This is a genomic window from Streptomyces sp. NPDC087845 (genome assembly GCF_044742755.1).
In the GTDB taxonomy this organism is placed as follows: domain Bacteria; phylum Actinomycetota; class Actinomycetes; order Streptomycetales; family Streptomycetaceae; genus Streptomyces.
Genome location: NZ_JBIUVC010000009.1, coordinates 354,899 through 374,444, shown reverse-complemented (window position 1 = coordinate 374,444; position 19,546 = coordinate 354,899). Strand labels below are relative to the sequence as shown.

The 19,546-nt window shown below is 70.3% G+C and carries 20 protein-coding genes; 6 read left to right on the top strand and 14 right to left on the bottom strand.

All coding sequences use genetic code 11. The features are described from left to right. Positions 1–548 precede the first annotated feature (548 nt). A complete protein-coding gene (gene rpmF, locus ACIOMQ_RS24470) occupies positions 549–719 on the bottom strand; it encodes a 50S ribosomal protein L32 (RefSeq protein ID WP_402190302.1) in 171 nt (56 codons plus the stop codon). Between the two features lie 146 nt (positions 720–865). Between rpmF and ACIOMQ_RS24465 the strand changes: the two genes are divergently transcribed. Next, on the top strand, positions 866–2,338 hold the full coding sequence (locus ACIOMQ_RS24465) for an AlkA N-terminal domain-containing protein (protein ID WP_402190299.1): 1,473 nt from the start codon (positions 866–868) through the stop codon (positions 2,336–2,338). A gap of 20 nt (positions 2,339–2,358) precedes the next feature. Next, the gene (locus tag ACIOMQ_RS24460) at positions 2,359–2,883 is read left to right on the top strand and encodes a methylated-DNA--[protein]-cysteine S-methyltransferase (protein ID WP_401941947.1); all 525 of its coding nucleotides are present in this window, start codon (positions 2,359–2,361) and stop codon (positions 2,881–2,883) included. A gap of 179 nt (positions 2,884–3,062) precedes the next feature. On the opposite strand, the gene ACIOMQ_RS24455 is transcribed toward ACIOMQ_RS24460, so the two are convergent. Continuing rightward, complete coding sequence (locus tag ACIOMQ_RS24455) at positions 3,063–3,647, bottom strand: TMEM165/GDT1 family protein (RefSeq protein WP_362196958.1); 585 nt, start codon at positions 3,645–3,647, stop codon at positions 3,063–3,065. 336 nt (positions 3,648–3,983) lie between these two features. Between ACIOMQ_RS24455 and ACIOMQ_RS24450 the strand changes: the two genes are divergently transcribed. After that, positions 3,984–4,388 carry a (2Fe-2S) ferredoxin domain-containing protein gene (locus tag ACIOMQ_RS24450; protein ID WP_402190297.1) on the top strand — a complete coding sequence of 135 codons (405 nt, stop codon included), beginning with the start codon at positions 3,984–3,986 and terminating at the stop codon, positions 4,386–4,388. Between the two features lie 262 nt (positions 4,389–4,650). On the opposite strand, the gene ACIOMQ_RS24445 is transcribed toward ACIOMQ_RS24450, so the two are convergent. Continuing rightward, entirely contained in the window at positions 4,651–5,391 is a 741-nt protein-coding gene (locus ACIOMQ_RS24445; protein ID WP_402190294.1) for an SIR2 family NAD-dependent protein deacylase, read from the bottom strand. A 116-nt stretch (positions 5,392–5,507) separates the two neighbouring features. On the opposite strand from ACIOMQ_RS24445, the gene ACIOMQ_RS24440 reads away from it, so the two are divergent. Further along, positions 5,508–5,660 carry a DUF2191 domain-containing protein gene (locus ACIOMQ_RS24440; protein WP_362196949.1) on the top strand — a complete coding sequence of 51 codons (153 nt, stop codon included), beginning with the start codon at positions 5,508–5,510 and terminating at the stop codon, positions 5,658–5,660. On the opposite strand, the gene ACIOMQ_RS24435 is transcribed toward ACIOMQ_RS24440, so the two are convergent. Beyond that, on the bottom strand, positions 5,635–6,843 hold the full coding sequence (locus ACIOMQ_RS24435; protein ID WP_401265938.1) for a hypothetical protein: 1,209 nt from the start codon (positions 6,841–6,843) through the stop codon (positions 5,635–5,637). The two genes, ACIOMQ_RS24440 and ACIOMQ_RS24435, sit on opposite strands and share 26 nt — an antisense overlap. A gap of 210 nt (positions 6,844–7,053) precedes the next feature. Continuing rightward, complete coding sequence (locus ACIOMQ_RS24430; protein ID WP_362196943.1) at positions 7,054–7,548, bottom strand: NUDIX hydrolase; 495 nt, start codon at positions 7,546–7,548, stop codon at positions 7,054–7,056. A gap of 132 nt (positions 7,549–7,680) precedes the next feature. Here ACIOMQ_RS24430 and ACIOMQ_RS24425 point away from each other — a divergent pair, with 132 nt between their 5' ends. Continuing rightward, positions 7,681–8,796: a glycerate kinase gene (locus tag ACIOMQ_RS24425; RefSeq protein WP_402190292.1), complete on the top strand. Its 1,116-nt coding sequence runs from the start codon at positions 7,681–7,683 to the stop codon at positions 8,794–8,796. Positions 8,797–9,333: 537 nt separating this feature from the next. On the opposite strand, the gene ACIOMQ_RS24420 is transcribed toward ACIOMQ_RS24425, so the two are convergent. From ACIOMQ_RS24420 to ACIOMQ_RS24410, 3 genes are all read right to left on the bottom strand, one after another. After that, positions 9,334–9,828: an SRPBCC family protein gene (locus ACIOMQ_RS24420; protein WP_362196937.1), complete on the bottom strand. Its 495-nt coding sequence runs from the start codon at positions 9,826–9,828 to the stop codon at positions 9,334–9,336. A gap of 129 nt (positions 9,829–9,957) precedes the next feature. Beyond that, a complete protein-coding gene (locus ACIOMQ_RS24415) occupies positions 9,958–10,896 on the bottom strand; it encodes an MASE1 domain-containing protein (RefSeq protein ID WP_401989106.1) in 939 nt (312 codons plus the stop codon). Between the two features lie 122 nt (positions 10,897–11,018). Then, the gene (locus ACIOMQ_RS24410) at positions 11,019–11,846 is read right to left on the bottom strand and encodes a PP2C family protein-serine/threonine phosphatase (RefSeq protein WP_362196931.1); all 828 of its coding nucleotides are present in this window, start codon (positions 11,844–11,846) and stop codon (positions 11,019–11,021) included. A 150-nt stretch (positions 11,847–11,996) separates the two neighbouring features. On the opposite strand from ACIOMQ_RS24410, the gene ACIOMQ_RS24405 reads away from it, so the two are divergent. Continuing rightward, positions 11,997–13,028 carry a zinc-binding alcohol dehydrogenase family protein gene (locus ACIOMQ_RS24405; RefSeq protein WP_362196928.1) on the top strand — a complete coding sequence of 344 codons (1,032 nt, stop codon included), beginning with the start codon at positions 11,997–11,999 and terminating at the stop codon, positions 13,026–13,028. Between the two features lie 131 nt (positions 13,029–13,159). Here the strand turns inward: ACIOMQ_RS24405 and pssA are convergent, their stop codons facing one another. The 6 genes from pssA to ACIOMQ_RS24375 all read right to left on the bottom strand — a co-directional run bounded on the left by pssA (position 13,160) and on the right by ACIOMQ_RS24375 (position 19,545). Continuing rightward, positions 13,160–14,017, bottom strand: a complete 858-nt coding sequence (gene pssA, locus ACIOMQ_RS24400; RefSeq protein WP_362196925.1) for a CDP-diacylglycerol--serine O-phosphatidyltransferase — start codon at positions 14,015–14,017, stop codon at positions 13,160–13,162. Next, positions 14,004–14,651, bottom strand: coding sequence for a phosphatidylserine decarboxylase (locus ACIOMQ_RS24395; protein ID WP_362196922.1), 648 nt, complete (start codon positions 14,649–14,651; stop codon positions 14,004–14,006). The genes pssA and ACIOMQ_RS24395 overlap by 14 nt, the downstream gene beginning before the upstream one ends. 181 nt (positions 14,652–14,832) lie before the next feature. After that, entirely contained in the window at positions 14,833–16,038 is a 1,206-nt protein-coding gene (locus ACIOMQ_RS24390) for an acyl-CoA dehydrogenase family protein (RefSeq protein ID WP_362196919.1), read from the bottom strand. A 2-nt stretch (positions 16,039–16,040) separates the two neighbouring features. Further along, a complete protein-coding gene (locus ACIOMQ_RS24385; RefSeq protein ID WP_362196916.1) occupies positions 16,041–16,568 on the bottom strand; it encodes a MaoC family dehydratase in 528 nt (175 codons plus the stop codon). Between the two features lie 2 nt (positions 16,569–16,570). Next, the gene (locus tag ACIOMQ_RS24380; RefSeq protein WP_362196913.1) at positions 16,571–17,536 is read right to left on the bottom strand and encodes a CoA ester lyase; all 966 of its coding nucleotides are present in this window, start codon (positions 17,534–17,536) and stop codon (positions 16,571–16,573) included. After that, a complete protein-coding gene (locus ACIOMQ_RS24375; protein ID WP_362196910.1) occupies positions 17,533–19,545 on the bottom strand; it encodes a protein meaA in 2,013 nt (670 codons plus the stop codon). Before ACIOMQ_RS24375 ends, ACIOMQ_RS24380 begins: the two co-directional genes overlap by 4 nt. Position 19,546 lies beyond the last annotated feature (1 nt).

The window sequence follows — 19,546 nt, the reverse complement described above, 5'->3', positions numbered from 1 at the left end:
CCGCCTTGTCGAAGAACACGGCGCCTACGCCCTCTCGCATCAGATGGTCCGCTCCTACCCCGCCGGCCGCCGCAAGCAGATTCTCCGGCCGGCCGGGGCCCGGAGCCGGTGTTCATCCCGCAGTCGCCCATCCCCGGAGCGGAAGCCGAGGTGGACTTCGGGGATGCGCACATCGTGCTCGCGCCACGCTGCCCCGGGTGGTGCTCGACGGTGCTGGAAGGGCGATTGCACCGGCAAGCGAGTTCCTGCGGGAGCTGCTGGCCTGCGGCAGCACTCCGGCTTCCTGCCGTTCCTGTGCCTTTGACCTGCTGTGCTGGTTCCGGTTCCTCGCCGCGGTGGACGTCGAATGCGGCCGTGCGAAGCGCGTGGACGTACGCGACTTCGTCCTTTGGCTCCGTACGTGCCACAACCCGGCGCGGGACAGGCGCCCCCGGACGCACCCGTGCCGTGATCGCTGAACGCGCGCACTGCAAGCGGTACGTGAAGTCCGGCTGTGCCCCGGCGACCGTCAATCACGCGGTGTCGGTGCCGGCGGCGTTGTCATCCGTTCAGCCGCCGGGGCGCAGCAGACCCCGCTCGTGGGCCTTGGCCGGCCGCTGCGGTACGAGATGGGTGGTGCCGTCGACGGTGATCGGCACCGGCCGCGGGGCGGCGGCCTTCCACTGGGCGCGGCGGTGACGGATGTTGCTGCGGGACATCTTCCGCTTGGGAACGGCCATGTCGGCTCCTGGTTCGAGGATGGGCTCGGCACATGGAGTTCATTGCCACATACGTGTCGACCGGGACCGTGCCGAGTGGCCGGCAGCGCGAGGCCGATGTCGGATTCTCGCCAGCGCCGGGGTGCCCGGTGCCCGATGCTTGAACCATGCACACCGACACCGAGCGCTGCGTGCGGGCCGTCCAGTCCAAGGACGCCCGCTTCGACGGCTGGTTCTTCACGGCGGTCCTGACCACCCGGATCTACTGCCGCCCCAGCTGCCCCGTCGTGCCGCCCAAGGTCGAGAACATGACCTTCTACCCCAGCGCCGCCGCCTGCCAGCAGGCCGGATTCCGGGCCTGCAAGCGGTGCCGGCCCGACACCAGCCCCGGCTCCCCGGCGTGGAACGCCCGCGCGGACTCCGTCGCCCGTGCGATGCGACTCATCCGGGACGGCGTCGTCGACCGTGAGGGCGTCCCCGGTCTCGCGGCCCGTCTCGGCTACTCCGCCCGGCAGATCGAGCGCCAGCTTCTCGCCGAGCTGGGCGCCGGTCCGCTCGCCCTGGCCCGCGCGCAGCGCGCCCAGACCGCGCGGCTGCTCATCGAGACGACCGGGATGCCCATGGCCGAGGTCGCGTTCGCCGCCGGATTCTCGTCGATCCGTACCTTCAACGACACCGTCCGCGAGGTCTTCGCGCTCGCCCCGGGCGAGCTGCGCAGCCGCGCCGCCCGGTCCGCGACACCGTCGCCCGCTCCGGGCGTGATAGCGCTGCGGCTGCCGTACCGGGCCCCGCTCAACCCGATCAACCTCTTCGGTCACCTCGCCGCGACCGCCATCCCCGGCGTCGAGGAGTGGCGCGACGGCGCCTACCGGCGCACGCTCACGCTCCGGTACGGGCACGGGATCGTCGCCCTCAGCCCGCACCCCGACCACATCGCCTGCCGGCTCTTCCTCACCGATCCGCGCGATCTCACCCTCGCGATCAGCCGCTGCCGCTGGCTGCTCGACCTGGACGCCGACCCGGTGGCCGTCGACGACCAGCTGCGCGCCGATCCGCTGCTCGCCCCCCTGGTCGACAAGGCGCCGGGCCGGCGGGTGCCGCGCACCGTCGACGGTGCGGAATTCGCCGTACGGGCCGTGCTCGGCCAGCAGGTCTCGACCGCGGCCGCCCGCACCCACGCGGCCCGGCTGGTCACCGCGCACGGCGTCCCCGTCGACGATCCGGAGGGCGACCTCACCCACCTCTTCCCGACCCCCGAGGCCCTCGCCGGGCTCGACCCCGAACAACTCGCCCTGCCACGCAGCCGCCGCGCCACCCTCACCACCCTTGTCGGCGCACTGGCCGACGGCACGTTGAGGCTCGGCACCGACACCGACTGGGAGAAGGCGCGGTCCGAACTGGCCGCTCTCCCCGGCTTCGGCCCCTGGACCGTGGAGGTGATCGCGATGCGGGCGCTCGGCGACCCGGACGCGTTCCTCCCCACCGACCTCGGCATCCGGCGCGCGGCCGGGGAGCTCGGCCTCCCGTCGACGCCCGCGGCTCTCACCGCCCGTGCCGCGGCCTGGCGGCCGTGGCGGGCCTACGCGGTCCAGTATCTTTGGACCGTGGACGATCACCCCATCAACCACCTCCCCGCATAAGCAAGTTGGGAATTCAACCCATGACCGCCACGTACACATCTGCGGCGCCCCGGCAGCACACGGTCGTCGACAGCCCGTACGGTCCGCTCACCCTCGTCGCCACCGACGGCGTCCTCGCGGGCCTCTACATGACCGATCAGCGACACCGCCCGCCCGAGGAGACCTTCGGCGAGCCCGACCCGCGCCCCTTCACGGAGACGATCCGTCAACTCGACGCCTACTACGCCGGTGAACTGCGTGAGTTCGACCTGCCGCTGCATCTGGACGGCACCCCGTTCCAGTGCAGCGTCTGGGAGCAGCTCCAGTTGATCCCGTACGGCGAGACCCGCTCGTACGGCGAACTGGCCGAGCTCCTCGGCAAACCGGGCGCCTCGCGCGCGGTGGGCCTCGCCAACGGCAAGAACCCGGTGAGCATCATCGTGCCGTGCCACCGCGTCATCGGTGCTTCGGGCAGCCTCACCGGTTACGGCGGCGGGCTCGACCGCAAGCAGCGGCTGCTGGCCTTCGAGAACGGTACGCAGGACGACACCCCGGCGCTCTTCTGACGCGGCCCGTGCGAAGAAACGCGAAGAAACGCGAAGAAACGCGAAGGCGGGCCCGGGAGATCCGGGCCCGCCTTCGAGGCCGTGCGCAGCAGCAGGTGCAGCTGTGCAGGGCAGCAGGTGCGGCCGTGCAGGACAGCAGGTGCACCAGGGCAACGGCGCCGTACGAAGCGGTGGAGACGTCAGCCGGTGAAGATCTCCACAACCGTCCAGATCGCCAGCCCCAGCATGCAGAACCCGCCGATCCGCTGGACCGTCTTGAGCGGAACCCGCTTCGCGATGAACTGCCCCGCCAGCAGGGCCAGAGCCGAGACGGACATCAGGGCGGCCGCGGACCCGATCGCGGTGGACCAAGTGCCGTTGCTCGCGGCCAGGTTGGCCGTCGTGATCTGGGTGAGGTCGCCCCACTCGCTGATGAAGACCGCCATGAACGCGGTCGAGTAGACCGGCCAGAAGCCGGTCACCGTCTTGGTGCCGCCCTCCTCCTCGTCATCGCCGCCGCCGTTGCGCAGCAGCATGAACGCCCCGAACGCGAAGAGGGACGCCGAGACGAGCTTGACGATCCAGTCGGGCAGCAGGCTGATCAGGCTGCCCGCACCGACGGCGATCGCGACGTGCACGATGAAGGCGGACGACGTACCGAACCAGACATACAGCGGTCGCATGCGGGTGCCCATGGCAAGCGACGCGAACATCGTCTTGTCCGGGAGCTCCGCGAGGAAGATCAGCCCGAAGGCGGTGACGATCGCCAGGGGGTCGAGGTGCATTCCGGGTGGCTTTCTGTGAGAGCCGGGCCCCGGGCCTTCGCGAAGCGCCACTCGGGCTTTCGGAGGACCATTCGGCCCGGCATGACGTCAGCGCCCACGGGGCGCGGGCGTGTCATACCTGACCGAAGGTCTCGCCCGCCCGTGAGGATCCACGGGCCCGGCCACCGGGAACCCGAAGGCTCCAGTGTGTCGACGACCGGTTTGCGGGGCTACTCCCCTTCGCAGCCACCAACTCTACCCCACCGGCCAACGGGGGAGTGCAGGTGTTCGAACCGGTGGCGGGTATCGGTACAGTCCCACGGTGATCATCCGCGTCAGCACCGGAGGGCGCTCCGCATGAGCCGCCGCCCCCGCAAGGCCGCCCCGGCCCCCGGCACGCCCCGGCCCACCGTCAGCGTCTGCCGCGGCTGCTGCTGCGGGACACCGAAGATCCCGGACGTCGACCACGCCGGGCAGCTCGTCGGACTGCGCCGCTCGCTCGGCGAGGCCGCCACGGTCCGCGCCGTGGAGTGCCTGGACGCCTGCGAGCAGGCCAACGTCATCGTCGTACAGCCCTCCGCCGAGGGGCGCAGGGCCGGCGGCCGCCCGGTCTGGCTCGGACTGGTCAACGACCAGGACGCCGTGAAGGACATCACCGCCTGGGTCGAGGCAGGCGGCCCGGGGCTGGTGGACCCGCCCGAGATCCTCGACCTCTACACGTTCCGCCCCTCGCGCCGCGTACAGCGGGAGCTGGACCACTGAGGGCTGTCGGAGAACCGGGCCGGGCTCGCTGCGCCGCCACAGGCCTGACCGTCAGGAGGAAGGCCTGCGTGGTGACCTCCCCGGAGTCCGCCTCGCGGCTCAGCCGGGCCTGTTCGCGGAGCCCGGCCTTCCCGAGAGGCCGGACACGTCGTCGGGCGGGAACCGGTAGATGTCGAGCGCCACTGCGCGGCCGTACGCCTGCTCCAGCGCACGCACACGTCACCAGGGGCCCGACCCGGGACGGGGCCGGCGGCCCGAGCCCCTACCCGTGCGACGTGTCCGGGGCCTCGGCCAGCCGCTTCAGCAGCGCGGGAAGCGCCGTGCCGATGGGCTCGCGGATGGTCTCCTCGGCCAGTTCGTCGTACGGCGTGGGCTCCGCGTTCACCACGATCAGCCGGGCCCCGTTGTCCACCGCGATCCCGGCCAGCGACGCGGCGGGCTGCACCTGGAGCGTGGTACCGACCGCGATGAACACCTGGCAGGCCTTGGCGATCGACATCGCCTCGCCCAGCACCACCGGATCGAGCCGCTCACCGAACATGACCGTCGCCGACTTCAGGATTCCGCCGCAGACCCTGCACGGCGGGTCGGCCTCGCCCGCTTCGACCCGCGCCAGCACCTCGGCCATCGGGGAGCGGGCGTGGCAGCGGGTGCAGACCGTCTCGCGCGCGGTCCCGTGCAGTTCGAGAACCTTGCGGGCGGGGAGCCCCGCGAGCTGGTGCAGACCGTCGACGTTCTGTGTGATCACCCGTACCGGGGCGCCGGACCGCTCCAGCTCCGCCACCGCGCGGTGGGCCGCGTTCGGCTGCGCGCCCCAGGTCGCGCTCGTGCGGCGCATCTGCCAGGAGCGGCGGCGGATGTCCGGATCGGCCATGTAGAAGTCGTACGTGACGAGCTTCTCCGCCTCCGGATCCTTGCGCCAAAGCCCGTTGGGCCCGCGGTAGTCGGGGATGCCGGAGTCCGTGGAGATACCGGCGCCGCTGAGGATCGCGACGAGAGTCATGGCACGAGCGTACGCAGCACCGGCCGAGGCCCGCGAGGCCATTTCACCCGGTGCCGGGGTCCGGACGCGGGGCCGGGACCACCCCGGGTCCCGGCGCGGAACCCGGGGCGGAAGCGATGGTGCTCGCGGGCGACGGCAGCCCGCGGGACACCGTCGGAGTCGCCGTGTACGACCGCGTCGCGCGCGGCCACCCCACCGAAGCGCGGGCCGCCGCGCGCGAGGAGCCGCCGCGCGAGGCGGACGTCAGGCCGCGGGACCGGCCGGGCTGAACGGTGACGGGGTCCGGCCGGTCCAGGTGTTCAGCACGGCGAGGGCGGTCTGCTTCGTGACACCGCCGTCCTGGACCGTGCCACTCCGCGCGACATAGAACCGGCCGTCGTCGAGGGAGATCAGCCCGTACTGGCCGTACTGCCCCGGCGCCGGCCACCCGTACGTATCCGTCGCCGTGTCGTGCGCGCCCTCGCGCAGCAGGGGGAGCAGCAGACCGCGCTCCGGCTTCTGCTGCCCGCGGACGGGGCCGCGTACCGGCTTCCTCGCACCGTCCAGCGCGAAGACCGAGTAGTGGGGGAAGCCCGGCTTGGTGCCCTTGTAGGCGGCCATCAGCCAGTTGCCGCTGTACCCGTCGTACTCCAGATTCTGCACGCCGTACGTGGTGTTCCCGGTGTACGCGAAGAACTTGCCGTCGACATGGCCGGGGCCGCTGGTGTGCGGGGCAGATTCGGTCAGCGGGCGCTCGTACTTCTTCCACCGTGCGACGTCGTACTGGAGCAGCACCTGGTGGTCGTTGTCCGTGCGGCCCGGGTTGGCGTACACGCCGTACGCGACCGTCAGCTTCCGCTCGCCGCGCTTGCCGCGCCGGTCGCCGAACGCCGGACCGAACGCGACGCCGTCGATGCCGCTGCAGCCGTACCGGTGGTCGGGCGTATCGGCCGTGTCGCCGTCGAAGACGCCGTCGCCGTTCATGTCGGCGGTGAAGTCCTTCACGACCTCCTTGAGATAGACGGTCGAGACGACACCCGTGGACTGGGCGTCCATGTCCATCCGGGTGATGCGGTCGACATCGAGGATCGCGATGTAGAAGGACTTCGCCTCCTTGTACTCGAGCGAGCCGTAGACCCTGCCGTCCTTCTCGTTGAAGTCCAGATCACCGAGGTGGCCGGTGAACCCGGTGACCGAGCCGACCGGATTGCCCCTGAGGTCGGTCTTGACCAGCAGGTTGGTCATCGAGAAGTACATGAAGCCCTTGCGGCGGTCGATGGCCGTGCCCTGAACATGTCCCGACTGCCAGGCGCCGCCGTCGACCGACAGCGGCATCCTGCGCTGTGCGGCCGGGGCCGGGGCCGACGCCGGCTCCGCGGCCGCGGTCGACGCCGTGGCGACGACCGCCGTACAGACGAACGACGCGACGATGGTGGCCGGCAGTCCGCCGAGGTGGCCCGTGTGCGTACGCATGATCCCTCCGCTGTCGTGGAGTCCGGATGATGCCGGTCGAGCGTGCACTGCGGACCAATGACACATGAACTCGGATGTCCGGCAGCCGTCGACCGGACTATCAGCTGACGTTCCGTCATGACAACAGGGCGCAAAGTGATGCAAGGTGATATAGGGGGATACGGGTCATACGCGACGCGTGATGGGTGTGCGACGCGATCGGTCCGCGGATCAGCCGTTCGCCGGAAGGCCGTCCTCCAGCTCCACCGCGCCGTCGGCGGCGTCGAGCACCTCCAGCGCCGCCCTCACACGCAGCGCGAGAGCGCCGCGCAGATAGCGGTCGAGGTCGTCGCGTTCGACCAGTTCCCAGGACAGGAGTTCCTCCTCCTGCAGCCGGATCGCCTTCAGCTCCGCCTCGTCCAGCACTCCGCCGTCGTACAGGTAGGCGGCGATCGGCGGACGCATCGGGCCGCGCGCCCAGTCGATCGCGAGCAGCCGTCCCGGCTCCCGGTCGAGACCGATCTCCTCGGCCGTCTCCCGCCGCGCGGCCTGACGCGGGCTCTCGCCCTCGTCGGACTCGACCGTTCCGCCGGGCAGCGCCCAGCCCTCCCGGTAGTTCGGCTCGACGAGCAGCACTCGCCCCCGGTCGTCCCGGAACACGGTGGCCGCGGCGGCCAGCACCCGGGGGAGGCCCGCGATGTAGGTGGCGTAATCAGTGGTGGTCACGCGGGCAGCGTAATGGGGGCGGAGCCGGAGCGAGGACGGCTCTGGGCAGCGGGTATCCGCTGCGGATAGGGTCGGGGGCGGCGCGACTGCCTGTTCGAAAGCAAGGGATGCAAGGTGGCGGACGGAGCAGTGATGGAGACCGCACGCGTGCTCGTCGCGGCGGACAAGTTCAAGGGCTCGCTCACGGCCGTACAGGTCGCGGAGCGGGTGACGGCCGGGCTGCGGCGCGTCGTGCCCGGGGTGCGGGTCGAGGCCCTGCCCGTGGCCGACGGCGGCGACGGCACGGTGGCGGCCGCGGTGGCCGCCGGGTTCGAGCGCCACGAGGCGCGGGTGACCGGGCCCCTCGGGGATCCGGTGACCGCGGCGTACGCGCTGCGCGACACGACCGCGGTGGTGGAGATGGCCGAGGCATCGGGCCTCCAGCACCTCCCCGCAGGGGTGTTCGCCCCGCTCACGGCCACGACGTACGGCTCCGGCGAACTGCTGGCCGCGGCGCTCGACGCGGGCGCGCGGACGATCGTGTTCGGCGTCGGCGGCAGTGCGACCACGGACGGCGGTGCGGGCATGCTGGCCGCGCTGGGCGCCCGTTTCCTGGACGCGGACGGCAATCCGGTCGGTCCGGGGGGCGGCGGCCTCGCCGACCTGGCGGAGGCGGACCTGTCCGGCCTCGACCCGCGTATGGCCGACGTCGACCTGATCCTCGCGAGCGACGTGGACAACCCGCTGACCGGCCCCACGGGCGCCCCCGAGGTCTACGGACGGCAGAAGGGCGCGACCGAGGAGGACATCGCGACGCTCGACGCCGCGCTCGCCCACTACGCCTCCGTCCTGGGCCCGGACCGGGCCCGGCTGCCCGGAGCGGGCGCGGCGGGAGGCATCGGCTACGGGGCGCTGGTCGCACTCGACGCCCGGTTCCGCCCCGGCATCGAGGTCATGCTCGACGTCCTCGGCTTCGCCCCCGCGCTGGCACGCGCCACGCTGGTGATCACCGGAGAGGGGTCGCTCGACGAGCAGACCCTCCACGGCAAGGCCCCGGCAGGCGTGGCCGCGGCCGCCCGTGCCGCGGGCGTCGAGGTCGTGGCGGTCTGCGGCCGTCTCGCCCTGCCGCCGGAGGCCCTGACCGGCGCGGGCATCAGCCGCGCGTACGCCCTCACGGACCTGGAACCGGACCCCGCGGTCTCCATGGCCCAGGCGGGACCACTACTGGAACGGGCATCCGAGGCGATCGCCCGCGACTTCCTGCTGTAGTCCGCCCCGGCGGCGACCCGGATCGCCGGACGGGAAGAAGGACCTTGCCCGTTCGGCGACCGGAGGCCGGAGGCCCGTTCCTGTCGGACGGAGGCGAAATGCGAGCCCGCCCGATCCGGTGGATTTGAATTCCAGCCGGGACGGCCCTTGATAACCGGCCCGGACGGTGCTCGAAAGCCGGCCCGCGCGGTGCGTGAGAATGTGGCTCGGACGGTGCTCGAAAGCCGGTCCGCGCGGTATTTGGGAGTGAGTCCGTTCCGCGCTGGAGAACCAGCCCGGAGGGGTTGGGAAAACGAGCCCGTCCGGCGGATGCGAATACCGGGCCCCCGGGCTCTGTTTACCGAGCTCGCCCGCGTTTCGGAATCGAGCCTGCCCGGCATTTCGAAATCGAGCCCGTCCGGCGTCTGAGGACAAAAGCGGGGGTACGGGGGCTTGCCCCAAGTTCCGCGAAGGGGCGGGCAGGGGAAAGCCCCGCGCAGCGGAACCCGCCACGCCCCCACCACCCATGCCCCCGCACCACCCCCACCCCCCTCCGCGTCACCCCACCGACGGCGCGGCCCCCTGATCACCACTCGTATCCGCGTCAGGACGATCCCCGTCGGCGAGCAGCTCCGCCAGGCACCGCAGCTCCGACGGCAGGTCGCGACGCCACGCCATCGTCACGAACGGGGCGAGGATGATCATGCCGCCGTCCAGGTGGGGCTTGACCGATACGTTGACCATCGTCCCCCGTCGGCTGGGACTCAGCCGGAATTCGAGTTCCGGCGAATGGCGGCCCAACGGGGTCCACATGCATCCGCCGCGGAACGCCAGGTACTCCACCGGTGTGCTCGCGGTGCACGTGAGGCGGTGCGCCCGCCGTCTGCCCGGGAACTTGCAGGTGTATTCGTCGCCGAGTTCCGCGGTGATCGGGCCTTCGATCACGTGATCGATGCTCGATGACCACACGGCCAGGTTCCGCGGATCCCGTAGGAACGAGAAGATCTCGTCGGCGGGGCGGGACACATGGACATTCGCTGACACATGGGGCATGGCTCCACCTCTTACGGCGCCCGGTCGCCCGATTTCTCGACGTCCGGTAGCCCTCGTCGCGGTGCCGTCGCCCCTCAGCCTGCTGCGAATCGCGGGTTGGCGCGCGCCTCGCACGACCGATGGAGTGAATCAGGTGTCCTGGTGTGCCACCTTCTCGGAGAGTTGCGTACACAACCGCTTGATCTCCTGATAAGTGCGCTCCCGTTCGGTGACCACCGCCGCGAGGACCAGAGCGGTGAGCGAGACCGCTCCGTTGAATGCCTGGAGCGTGATCATGTTGGTGAGGAGACCGCGGTGGGCGAAGGGTCCGGTCATCCGGCCGGCGGCGAGGATCGCGAACACGGACACGCCCAGCGCGCAGCACGCGGCACCGGCCCGCTCGAAACGGAAGGCGGCCCAGATCAGGAAGGGGAACACGAGGAAGAGGAAGGAGGCGTGGGAGGTATCGGTCGCCAGGAGGGTGACGGCCACGGTGCACACCACCAGCACCGCCGCCTCGACCCATCTGGACAGGCCGGCGCCGTGCGGCCGGCGGGCCCGCCGGAGGGCGAGCAGGAACGGCGTGACGACCATGACGCCCATGGCGTCGCCCGTCCACCAGACCGACCAGGTCGGCCAGAAGCCCCCGGGCGGAAGCGCTCCCGACAGGGCCAGGGCGCCGCTGCCCACGGTCGCGCTGATCAGCATGCCGCCCAGCGCACCGAGGAAGACCAAGGCCAGCGCATCCCGTAGGAGGCCGAGGTCGTCGCGGAAGCCGGCCCGGCGGAGCATCAGGCAGGAGCAGACCGGGGCCAGGGTGTTTCCCACCGCGATGATCAGTACGGGCAGGGCGGAGGGCCCGATGGACACGTTGGCGACGAGGGCGCCGAGTGCGATCCCGGGCCAGATGCGCAGACCGAACACGAGGAGCGCGGCGACCGCGATCCCGGTCGGCGGCCACAACGGCGTGACCTGGCCGCGTACCAGCTGCTGGAGCAGCCCCAGGCGGGCCGTCGCGTAGTAGCAGACGGCCACCGCCAGGAGCGTGAGGGCCGTGGCCGTGTGCCGCCTGAGCTGTGCGCTGTCCACCACAGCAGCATCAGACACCACCCGCACGTACCCCGGCCGCTCTGGCACGCCGAAGCCACGCCGACACCATGCCCGGGAGACCGGGAGACCGGGAGACGGACGAACGAGCGAGGCGCGTCCCGCTAGCCGGCACCCGGTGCACCGTCGTAGCGGACGACGAGGACAGCGGCGTCGTCCCTGTGACCGGTCAGGTCCGCGACCTCGATCACCCGTGCGGCCAGCTCGCCGGGGTCTGCCGCGTCCGCCGCTCCGACCAGCGCGGACACCGCGGCCAGTCCCTCGTCCATGGGGTAGGCCGGTCCTTCCACGACCCCGTCGGTCACCAGGACCAGATACCCGGGTCGAGCCAGTCGCCGACGGGTCACGGGGTACCGCTGACCGGGCAGTATCCCCAGGGGCACCCCACCGGCGTCGAGGGAGATGCCCGAGTCGCCGCCGTCGGTGCCCCAGACGATCGGGACGTGTCCGGCCCGGGCGACGGAGATCTCGCCGCTCTCCGGGACGACACTCAGCAGGCAGCAGGTCGTGAACAGGTCGCAGCCCAGCGAGATCAGCAGATCGTTGACGCAGGCCAGTACCTCTCCGGGGTCGACCGTGACGCTGGCGAGGGCCCGGAGACTGGCCCGGGCCTCACCCATGAAGGCGGTGGCCTCCACCCCGTGCCCCTGCACGTCACCGATGGCGATACCGGCGATCCCGTCCCGCATCGGGAACGCGTCGTAGAAGTCGCCGCCGACGGCCAGGCCGTCCTGCGAGGGGGAGTACCGGGCCGCGATCCGGATTCCCGGGAAATCGGGCAGTTCGGCCGGGAGCATGTGCCGCTGCAGCGCCACGCCCAGCTCCGCCGGGGCCTGCTGGAGCCTGATGTTCTCCAACGCCTGATCGACCAGACGCCCGAGGGTGACCAAGAGCTCCTGGGTGTTCTCCGGTGCGCTGTGGTGTCGGTGCATGACGTCCCCACGCCTACGGGTGCGGCCCCGTTGAAATACGGGTGCGTCCCTGTTGAAACCTTAGCCCTCCTGCCGAAGGGCGCAGGCCGGCCCGGGTGCGCGCGGTCGACGCCGGTTGCCTCTCCGCCCCCGCCGTCGCAGGCTGGAGAGGTGGCTGTCCCCGCTCCCGGCCCGGCCGAGCAGACCGTCTGGGCCGTCCGGACACCCGGTCCGATCGGGACCGGGCCCTTGGCACGGGTGGGGCGCGCCGTGCCCGCGCCCGGCCCCGGAGAGCTGCTGCTGAACGTGGAAGCGTGCGGCGTCTGCCGCACGGATCTCCATCTCACCGAGGGCGACCTCCCTCCGCACCGCCCATCCACGGTCCCCGGCCATGAGATCGTCGGCCGGGTGGCGGCTCTCGGCGACGGGGCCGGCCTCTTCCGTATCGGCGACCGGGTGGGTGGAGCCTGGCTGCGCGGTACGTGCGGGAGCTGCCGTTACTGCCGGGGCGGCCGGGAGAACCTCTGTCCCCGGTCCGTCTACACGGGCTGGGACGCGGACGGCGGCTTCGCCGGCACGGCACTGGTTCCCGAGGCGTTCGCCTACCGGCTCCCGGACGACCGGGATGCCGCCCGGCTCGCACCTCTCCTCTGCGCGGGGATCATCGGATACCGGTCCCTCAGGCGCAGCGCTCTGCCGGAAGGCGGACGGCTGGGGATCTACGGCTTCGGCGCGTCGGCCCACCTGGCCGCTCAGGTGGCCCTCGCCGAGGGCGCCACCGTTCATGTGCTGACCCGCTCGGCGCAGGCGCGTGCGCTCGCTCTGGAGCTGGGCGCCGCATCGGCCGGCAGCGCCTACGACCGCCCGCCGGAACCCCTGGACTCGGCGATCCTGTTCGCACCCGTCGGCGATCTGGTGCCCGTGGCGCTGGAGGCACTGGACCGTTCCGGCACGCTGGCCGTCGCCGGGATCCATCTCTCCGACATCCCCGTGCTGAACTACCAGCGCCATCTCTTCCAGGAGCGCAATCTGCGCAGCGTCACTTCCAACACCCGGGAGGACGGCCGCACATTCCTCGCGCTGGCGGAACGTGTGGGTATCCGGGTCACGGTGAGCCCCTACCCGCTGAGCAGGGCCGACCAGGCACTGGCCGATCTGGCGGCGGACCGGGTGAACGGGGCCGCCGTACTCGTGCCCGGCTGACAGCCGCCGGTCCGGACCGATCGGTTCCGCACCGGCCGCGTGCGCGCCGTCGGCCCTTGCGGATACGCGAGAGGGCCCCGGGTGCTGGGGAGCACCCGGGGCCCTCTCGCGAACGTTCCGTCGTTGTGGCCCTACGGCAGCTGGGCCGCCCGTGCGTCGCGCCGGTTGCCGCGGAAGGTGTTCACCCGCCGCGCCGTCGCGAAGAGCGGGATGACCGCTCCCAGGACCACCTGCAGCGCACAGCCGGTCTGGAGCAGCAGCTGACCGCCGGGGGCGTCGAACGCCCACGCGGCGAGGAGCCCCATCGCGGCCACGATCCAGCTGAGCATCGCCACCGCGAGGACCCCCCGCGGCTTCGGGTACTCGACCCGGCTGACCATCAGCCACGCCACGCCGACGATGGCGAGCAGCGTCGGAGGGAAGGGCAGCTCCAGGAGCACGATCGAGACGACCGTGAGCGCTCCGAAGGGGCTCGGCATGCCCTGGAACATGCCGTCCTTCATGGTCACGCAGGAGAATCTGGCAAGCCTGAGCACCACCGCCAGCAGCACCACGATCGCCGCCAGCGCCGACACCCGCTGGTGTGCGTCGTCCGCGACCATGCCGTACACGAGGACGAAGTACGCCGGGGCGAGCCCGAAGCTGATCAGGTCCGAGAGGTTGTCCAGCTCGGCACCCATCGGCGAGGAACGCAGCTTGCGCGCCACCAGCCCGTCGAAGAGGTCGAACACCGCGGCCAGGAGCATGAGGATCACGGCGGTGGCCGCGGAGTGCCGGGCCATGCCGCTCTCGTCGCTGCCCGTGAGGTGCGGGATGAGGATTCCGGTGGTGGTGAAGTACACCGCCATGAATCCGCACGTGGCATTGCCGAGAGTGAGGGTGTCCGCTATCGACAGCCGCAGAGAGAGCGGCATGTCCTCGCCGGCGTCCTCCTCGGACTCCGCCTCCGGTACCCAGCCGGCCTGAGTGTCAGGATCAATCACGGTCAATTCGAGTCACCCCCGCGGTGGTGGCCTGGCCGACCTCGACCGCGACATCGATACCTTCCGGAAGGTAGATGTCGACCCGGGAGCCGAAGCGGATCAGACCGATGCGCTCGCCCTGCTCCACCTTCGTGCCCTGCGGGACGTAAGGGACGATACGGCGTGCGACGGCACCCGCGATCTGTACCATCTCGATGTCGCCGAGCTCGGTGTCGAAGTGCCAGACGACGCGCTCGTTGTTCTCGCTCTCCTTGTTGAACGCCGGAACGAACCCACCGGGGATGTGCTCGACCGAGGTCACCGTGCCGGCCAGGGGCGCGCGGTTGACGTGGACATTCAACGGGCTCATGAAGATCGCGACGCGAGTGCGCCCGTCCTTCCACGGCATGATGCTCTGCACCACGCCGTCGGCCGGCGAGATGACCCGGCCCTGGGTGATCTCGCGCTCGGGGTCGCGGAAGAACCACAGCATGCCCGCCGCGAGCGCGGTGGTGGGCACGGCCACCGCCGCCCAGCGTCCGGACTTGCGGGCCCGGGTGAGGCTGAGCGCCGCGGTGGCGACGGTCGGCAGGAGCCACGGCGAAGCTCCGCGCGCAAGGCGGACTCCGCCGCGTGGTGCAGAGGTTTGGCTGTCGGGCATGGATGACCTTCGTAGCGGATGATGCCGCGCTGGCAACGGGGGACGGCGGCTTTTCCGGCGATGTTATCGGTTGCGAGCCGCAACTGGGCAAGCCAGCAGCCGAGTCGGACGGCTTGAAGGCACCGGCAGAGGATGACAGGGTGTGATCTTCTTCGCGGCCAAATCGCCTCGAAAGGGACAATCAACCCTGGAACCGGTACTCCTCGAGGAGTCGGCGCCCAATGATCATTTTCTGGATCTCGGCGGTACCTTCGCCGATCAACAGCATCGGGGCCTCCCGGTAGAGGCGCTCGATCTCGTACTCCTTGGAGAAGCCGTAGCCGCCATGGATCCGGAAGGCGTCCTCGACGACTTCCTTGCAGTACTCGGAGGCGAGGTACTTCGCCATCCCTGCCTCCAGGTCATTTCGCTCCCCGGAGTCCTTTTTGCGTGCCGCGTTTACCATCATCGCATGGGCGGCCTCGACCTTGGTGGCCATTTCGGCCAGCTTGAACTGGATCGCCTGGTGCTGGGCGATCGGCTTTCCGAAGGTGTGGCGCTGCTGAGCGTAGGAAACGCCCAGCTCGAATGCACGCTGAGCAACACCGCAGCCACGCGCGGCTACATTTACCCGGCCTACCTCGACGCCGTCCATCATTTGGTAAAAACCTCGGCCGGTGGTGCCGCCCAGTACTCGATTGGCCGGAATGCGCAGTCCGTCCATGATGAGTTCGGTCGTATCGACACCCTTGTAACCCATTTTGTCGATTTTGCCGGGGATGGTGAGGCCGGGCCGGACCTCGCCGAAACCGGGCTCCTTCTCGACCAGGAACGTCGTCATCGACTTGTGCGGGGCGGTCCCCTCGGGGTGGCCTTCGTCACTCCGGCACAGGACGGCGACGAGCGAGGACGTACCGCCGTTCGTCAGCCACATCTTCTGGCCGTTCAGGACGTACTCGTCGCCGTCCCTGACGCCCTTGGAGGTGATCGCCGCGACGTCCGAGCCCAGCGCCGGCTCGGACATCGAGAAGGCGCCCCGGACCTCGCCCAGCGCCATCCGCGGCAGGAACGTGTCCTTCTGCTCCTGGGTGCCGTGCTGCTGGAGCATGTACGCCACGATGAAGTGCGTGTTGATGATCCCCGACACGCTCATCCAGCCGCGGGCGATTTCCTCCACGCACAGCGCGTAGGTGAGAAGCGACTCGCCCAGGCCCCCGTACTCCTCGGGAATCATCAGCCCGAACAGGCCGAGCTCCTTGAGCCCCTCGACGATCTCGGTCGGGTACTCGTCACGGTGCTCCAGCCGGGTCGCGACCGGAATGATCTCCTTGTCGACGAAATCCCGGACCGTGGAGAGGATTTCCTGCTGGACGTCATTGAGGCCGGCCGTCTGGGCGAGTCGCGTCATGGCTACTTCTCCACGTTCTTCTGCGAAGGCTGGTTCAGCTCGGGGCGGCCGGGCTGCTCGCCGCCGCGCTCCTTGATGTACGTCTCGGTGGGGACCATCACCTTGCGGCGGAACACGCAGACCAGCGTGCCGTCCTGCTTGTATCCCCTGGTCTCCACATAAACGATTCCGCGGTCCGCCCTGGACTTTGACGGAGTCTTGTCGAGAACCGTCGTCTCGCCGTAGACCGTGTCGCCGTGGAAGGTGGGCGCGACATGCTTCAGCGACTCGACCTCAAGATTGGCGATGGCCTTTCCGGAGACGTCCGGAACCGACATGCCGAGAAGCAGCGAGTAGATGTAGTTGCCGACGACAACGTTCTTCCCGAAGTCGGTCGTCCTCTCCGCGTAGTTGCTGTCCATGTGCAAGGGATGGTGATTCATGGTCAGCAGACAGAAAAGGTGGTCGTCGTATTCCGTGACCGTTTTTCCGGGCCAGTGCTTGTAGATTGCACCGACCTCGAACTCCTCATAGGTGCGTCCGAACTGCATGATCAGACCTCCGGCGCTTCGAACTCGGAGGTGCGCTGCATGCCGGCCGCGCGGCCCTTGCCCGCGACGACGAGCGCCATCTTGCGGCTCGCCTCGTCGATCATCTCGTCGCCCAGCATCGCCGAACCCTTCTTGCCGCCCTCCTCGGACGTGCACCACTCGTACGCGTCGAGGATCAGCTCGGCGTGGTCGTAGTCCTCCTGCGAGGGCGAGAACACCTCGTTGGCCGCGTCGACCTGACCGGGGTGCAGCACCCACTTGCCGTCGAAGCCCAGCGCCGCCGCACGGCCCGCGACCTCGCGGTAGGCGTCCACGTCGCGGATCTGCAGGAAGGGGCCGTCGATGGCCTGGAGGTCGTGCGTACGGGCCGCCATCAGAATGCGCATCAGGATGTAGTGGTACGCGTCCGCGCCGTACCCGGGCGGCTGCTGACCGACGACCAGGGTCTTCATGTTGATCGATGCCATGAAGTCGGCCGGGCCGAAGATCAGGGTCTCCAGGCGGGGCGAGGCGGCGGCGATGCCGTCGATGTTCACCAGGCCCTTGGCGTTCTCGATCTGTGCCTCGATGCCGATCCTCCCGACCTCGAAGCCCATCGTCTTCTCGATCTGGGTCAGCAGCAGGTCGAGGGCCACGACCTGCTGGGCGTCCTGGACCTTCGGCAGCATGACGCAGTCGAGGTTCTGGCCGGCGCCCTCGACGACCGTGATGACGTCGCGGTACGTCCAGTGCGTCGTCCAGTCGTTGACCCGCACGACCCGGGTCTTGCCCGTCCAGTCGCCGTTGTTCAGCGCGTCGACGATGGTGTGCCGGGCGCCCTCCTTGGCGAGCGGCGCGCAGGCGTCCTCCAGGTCGAGGAAGACCTGGTCGGCCGGGAGGCCCTGGGCCTTCTCCAGGAACCGCGGATTCGAGCCGGGCACGGCCAGGCAGGAACGGCGCGGACGCAGGCGGTTCGGGGGCTGGGTCATGCGAGGACCTCCTGAGGGTCGAGCTTGTTCGCTTTCCGGATCTCGTCGACGATACGGCCGATGATCTCCGTGATACCGAAATCCTTCGGGGTGAATACGGCGGCGACACCGGCCCCGATCAGGGCCGCGGCATCGGCGGGCGGAATGATCCCGCCCGCGATCACCGGGATGTCGGCGGCGCCCGCCTCGCGCAGCCGGGTGAGCACGTCGGGGACGAGCTCGGCGTGCGAACCGGACAGGATCGACAGACCGACACAGTGCACGTCCTCGGCGAGGGCGGCCGAGACGATCTGTTCGGGGGTCAGCCTGATCCCCTGGTAGACGACCTCGAAACCGGCGTCACGGGCCCGTACGGCGATCTGCTCGGCACCGTTGGAGTGCCCGTCCAGGCCCGGCTTGCCGACCAGCAGCCGCAGCCGCCCGGCGCCCAGGTCGGCCGCGGTGCGGGCGACCTTCTCGCGGACCAGGGCGAGCGGTGTGCCGGCCTCCGCGGTCACCGCGACCGGGGCGGACGAGACGCCCGTCGGAGCCCGGAACTCGCCGAAGACGTCGCGCAGCGCCCAGGACCATTCGCCCGTGGTGACACCCGCGCGGGCGCACTCCACGGTCGCCTCCATCATGTTCCCGGTGCCCGCGGCGGTCTTCTTCAGCGCGGCCAGGGCATCGGTGGCACGGGCCTCGTCGCGGTTGTCCCGCCATGCGTGGAGGGCCGCGACGACCCTGGCCTCGTTGGCGGGGTCGACCGTCATGATCGCTGCGTCGAGGTCCGCGGTGAGCGGGTTCGGTTCCGTCGTCTCGTAGATGTTGACGCCGACGATCCTCTCCTCGCCGCCCTCGATCCGGGCCCGGCGGGCGGCGTGCGAGGAGACCAGCTCGGACTTCAGGTAGCCGGACTCCACGGCCGCCATGGCGCCGCCCATCTCCTGGATCCGGCCGATCTCGGCGAGCGACTCGGTGACCAGCTCGTCCACCTTCGCCTCGACGACGTGCGATCCGGCGAAGATGTCCTCGTACTCCAGCAGATCGCTCTCGTGCGCGAGCACCTGCTGGATACGGAGCGACCACTGCTGGTCCCACGGCCGGGGGAGTCCCAGCGCCTCGTTCCAGGCGGGCAGCTGGACGGCTCGGGCACGGGCGTCCTTGGACAGGGTGACGGCCAGCATCTCCAGCACGATGCGCTGGACGTTGTTCTCCGGCTGCGCCTCGGTCAGCCCGAGCGAGTTGACCTGGACGCCGTAGCGGAAGCGGCGCTGTTTGGCATCGGTGACGCCGTACCGCTCGCGGGTGACCCGGTCCCAGATGCGGCCGAAGGCACGCATCTTGCACATCTCCTCGATGAAACGGACGCCCGCGTTCACGAAGAAGGAGATCCGTGCGACCACATCGCCGAACTTCTCCGGGGGCACCTGACCGGAGTCCCGTACGGCGTCCAGGACCGCGACGGCCGTCGACATGGCGTACGCGATCTCCTGGACGGGAGTGGCTCCCGCCTCCTGCAGGTGGTAGCTGCAGATGTTGATCGGGTTCCACTTCGGGATGTGGTTGACCGTGTACGTGATCATGTCGGTGGTCAGCCGCAGCGAGGGGCCCGGCGGGAAGACGTGCGTGCCGCGCGAGAGGTACTCCTTGACGATGTCGTTCTGCGTGGTGCCCTGGAGCTTCGTGGGATCGGCGCCCTGCTCCTCGGCGACCACCTGGTAGAGCGCCAGCAGCCACATCGCGGTGGCGTTGATCGTCATCGAGGTGTTCATCTGCTCCAGGGGGATGTCCTGGAACAGCCGTCGCATGTCACCGAGGTGCGAGACGGGCACGCCGACCCGGCCGACCTCGCCGCGGGCGAGGATGTGGTCGGGGTCGTACCCGGTCTGCGTCGGCAGGTCGAAGGCGACCGACAGGCCCGTCTGGCCCTTGGCGAGGTTGCGCCGGTAGAGCTCGTTGGACGCCTCGGCGGTCGAATGACCCGCGTACGTCCGCATGAGCCACGGGCGGTCCTTCTGACGCCCACTCATG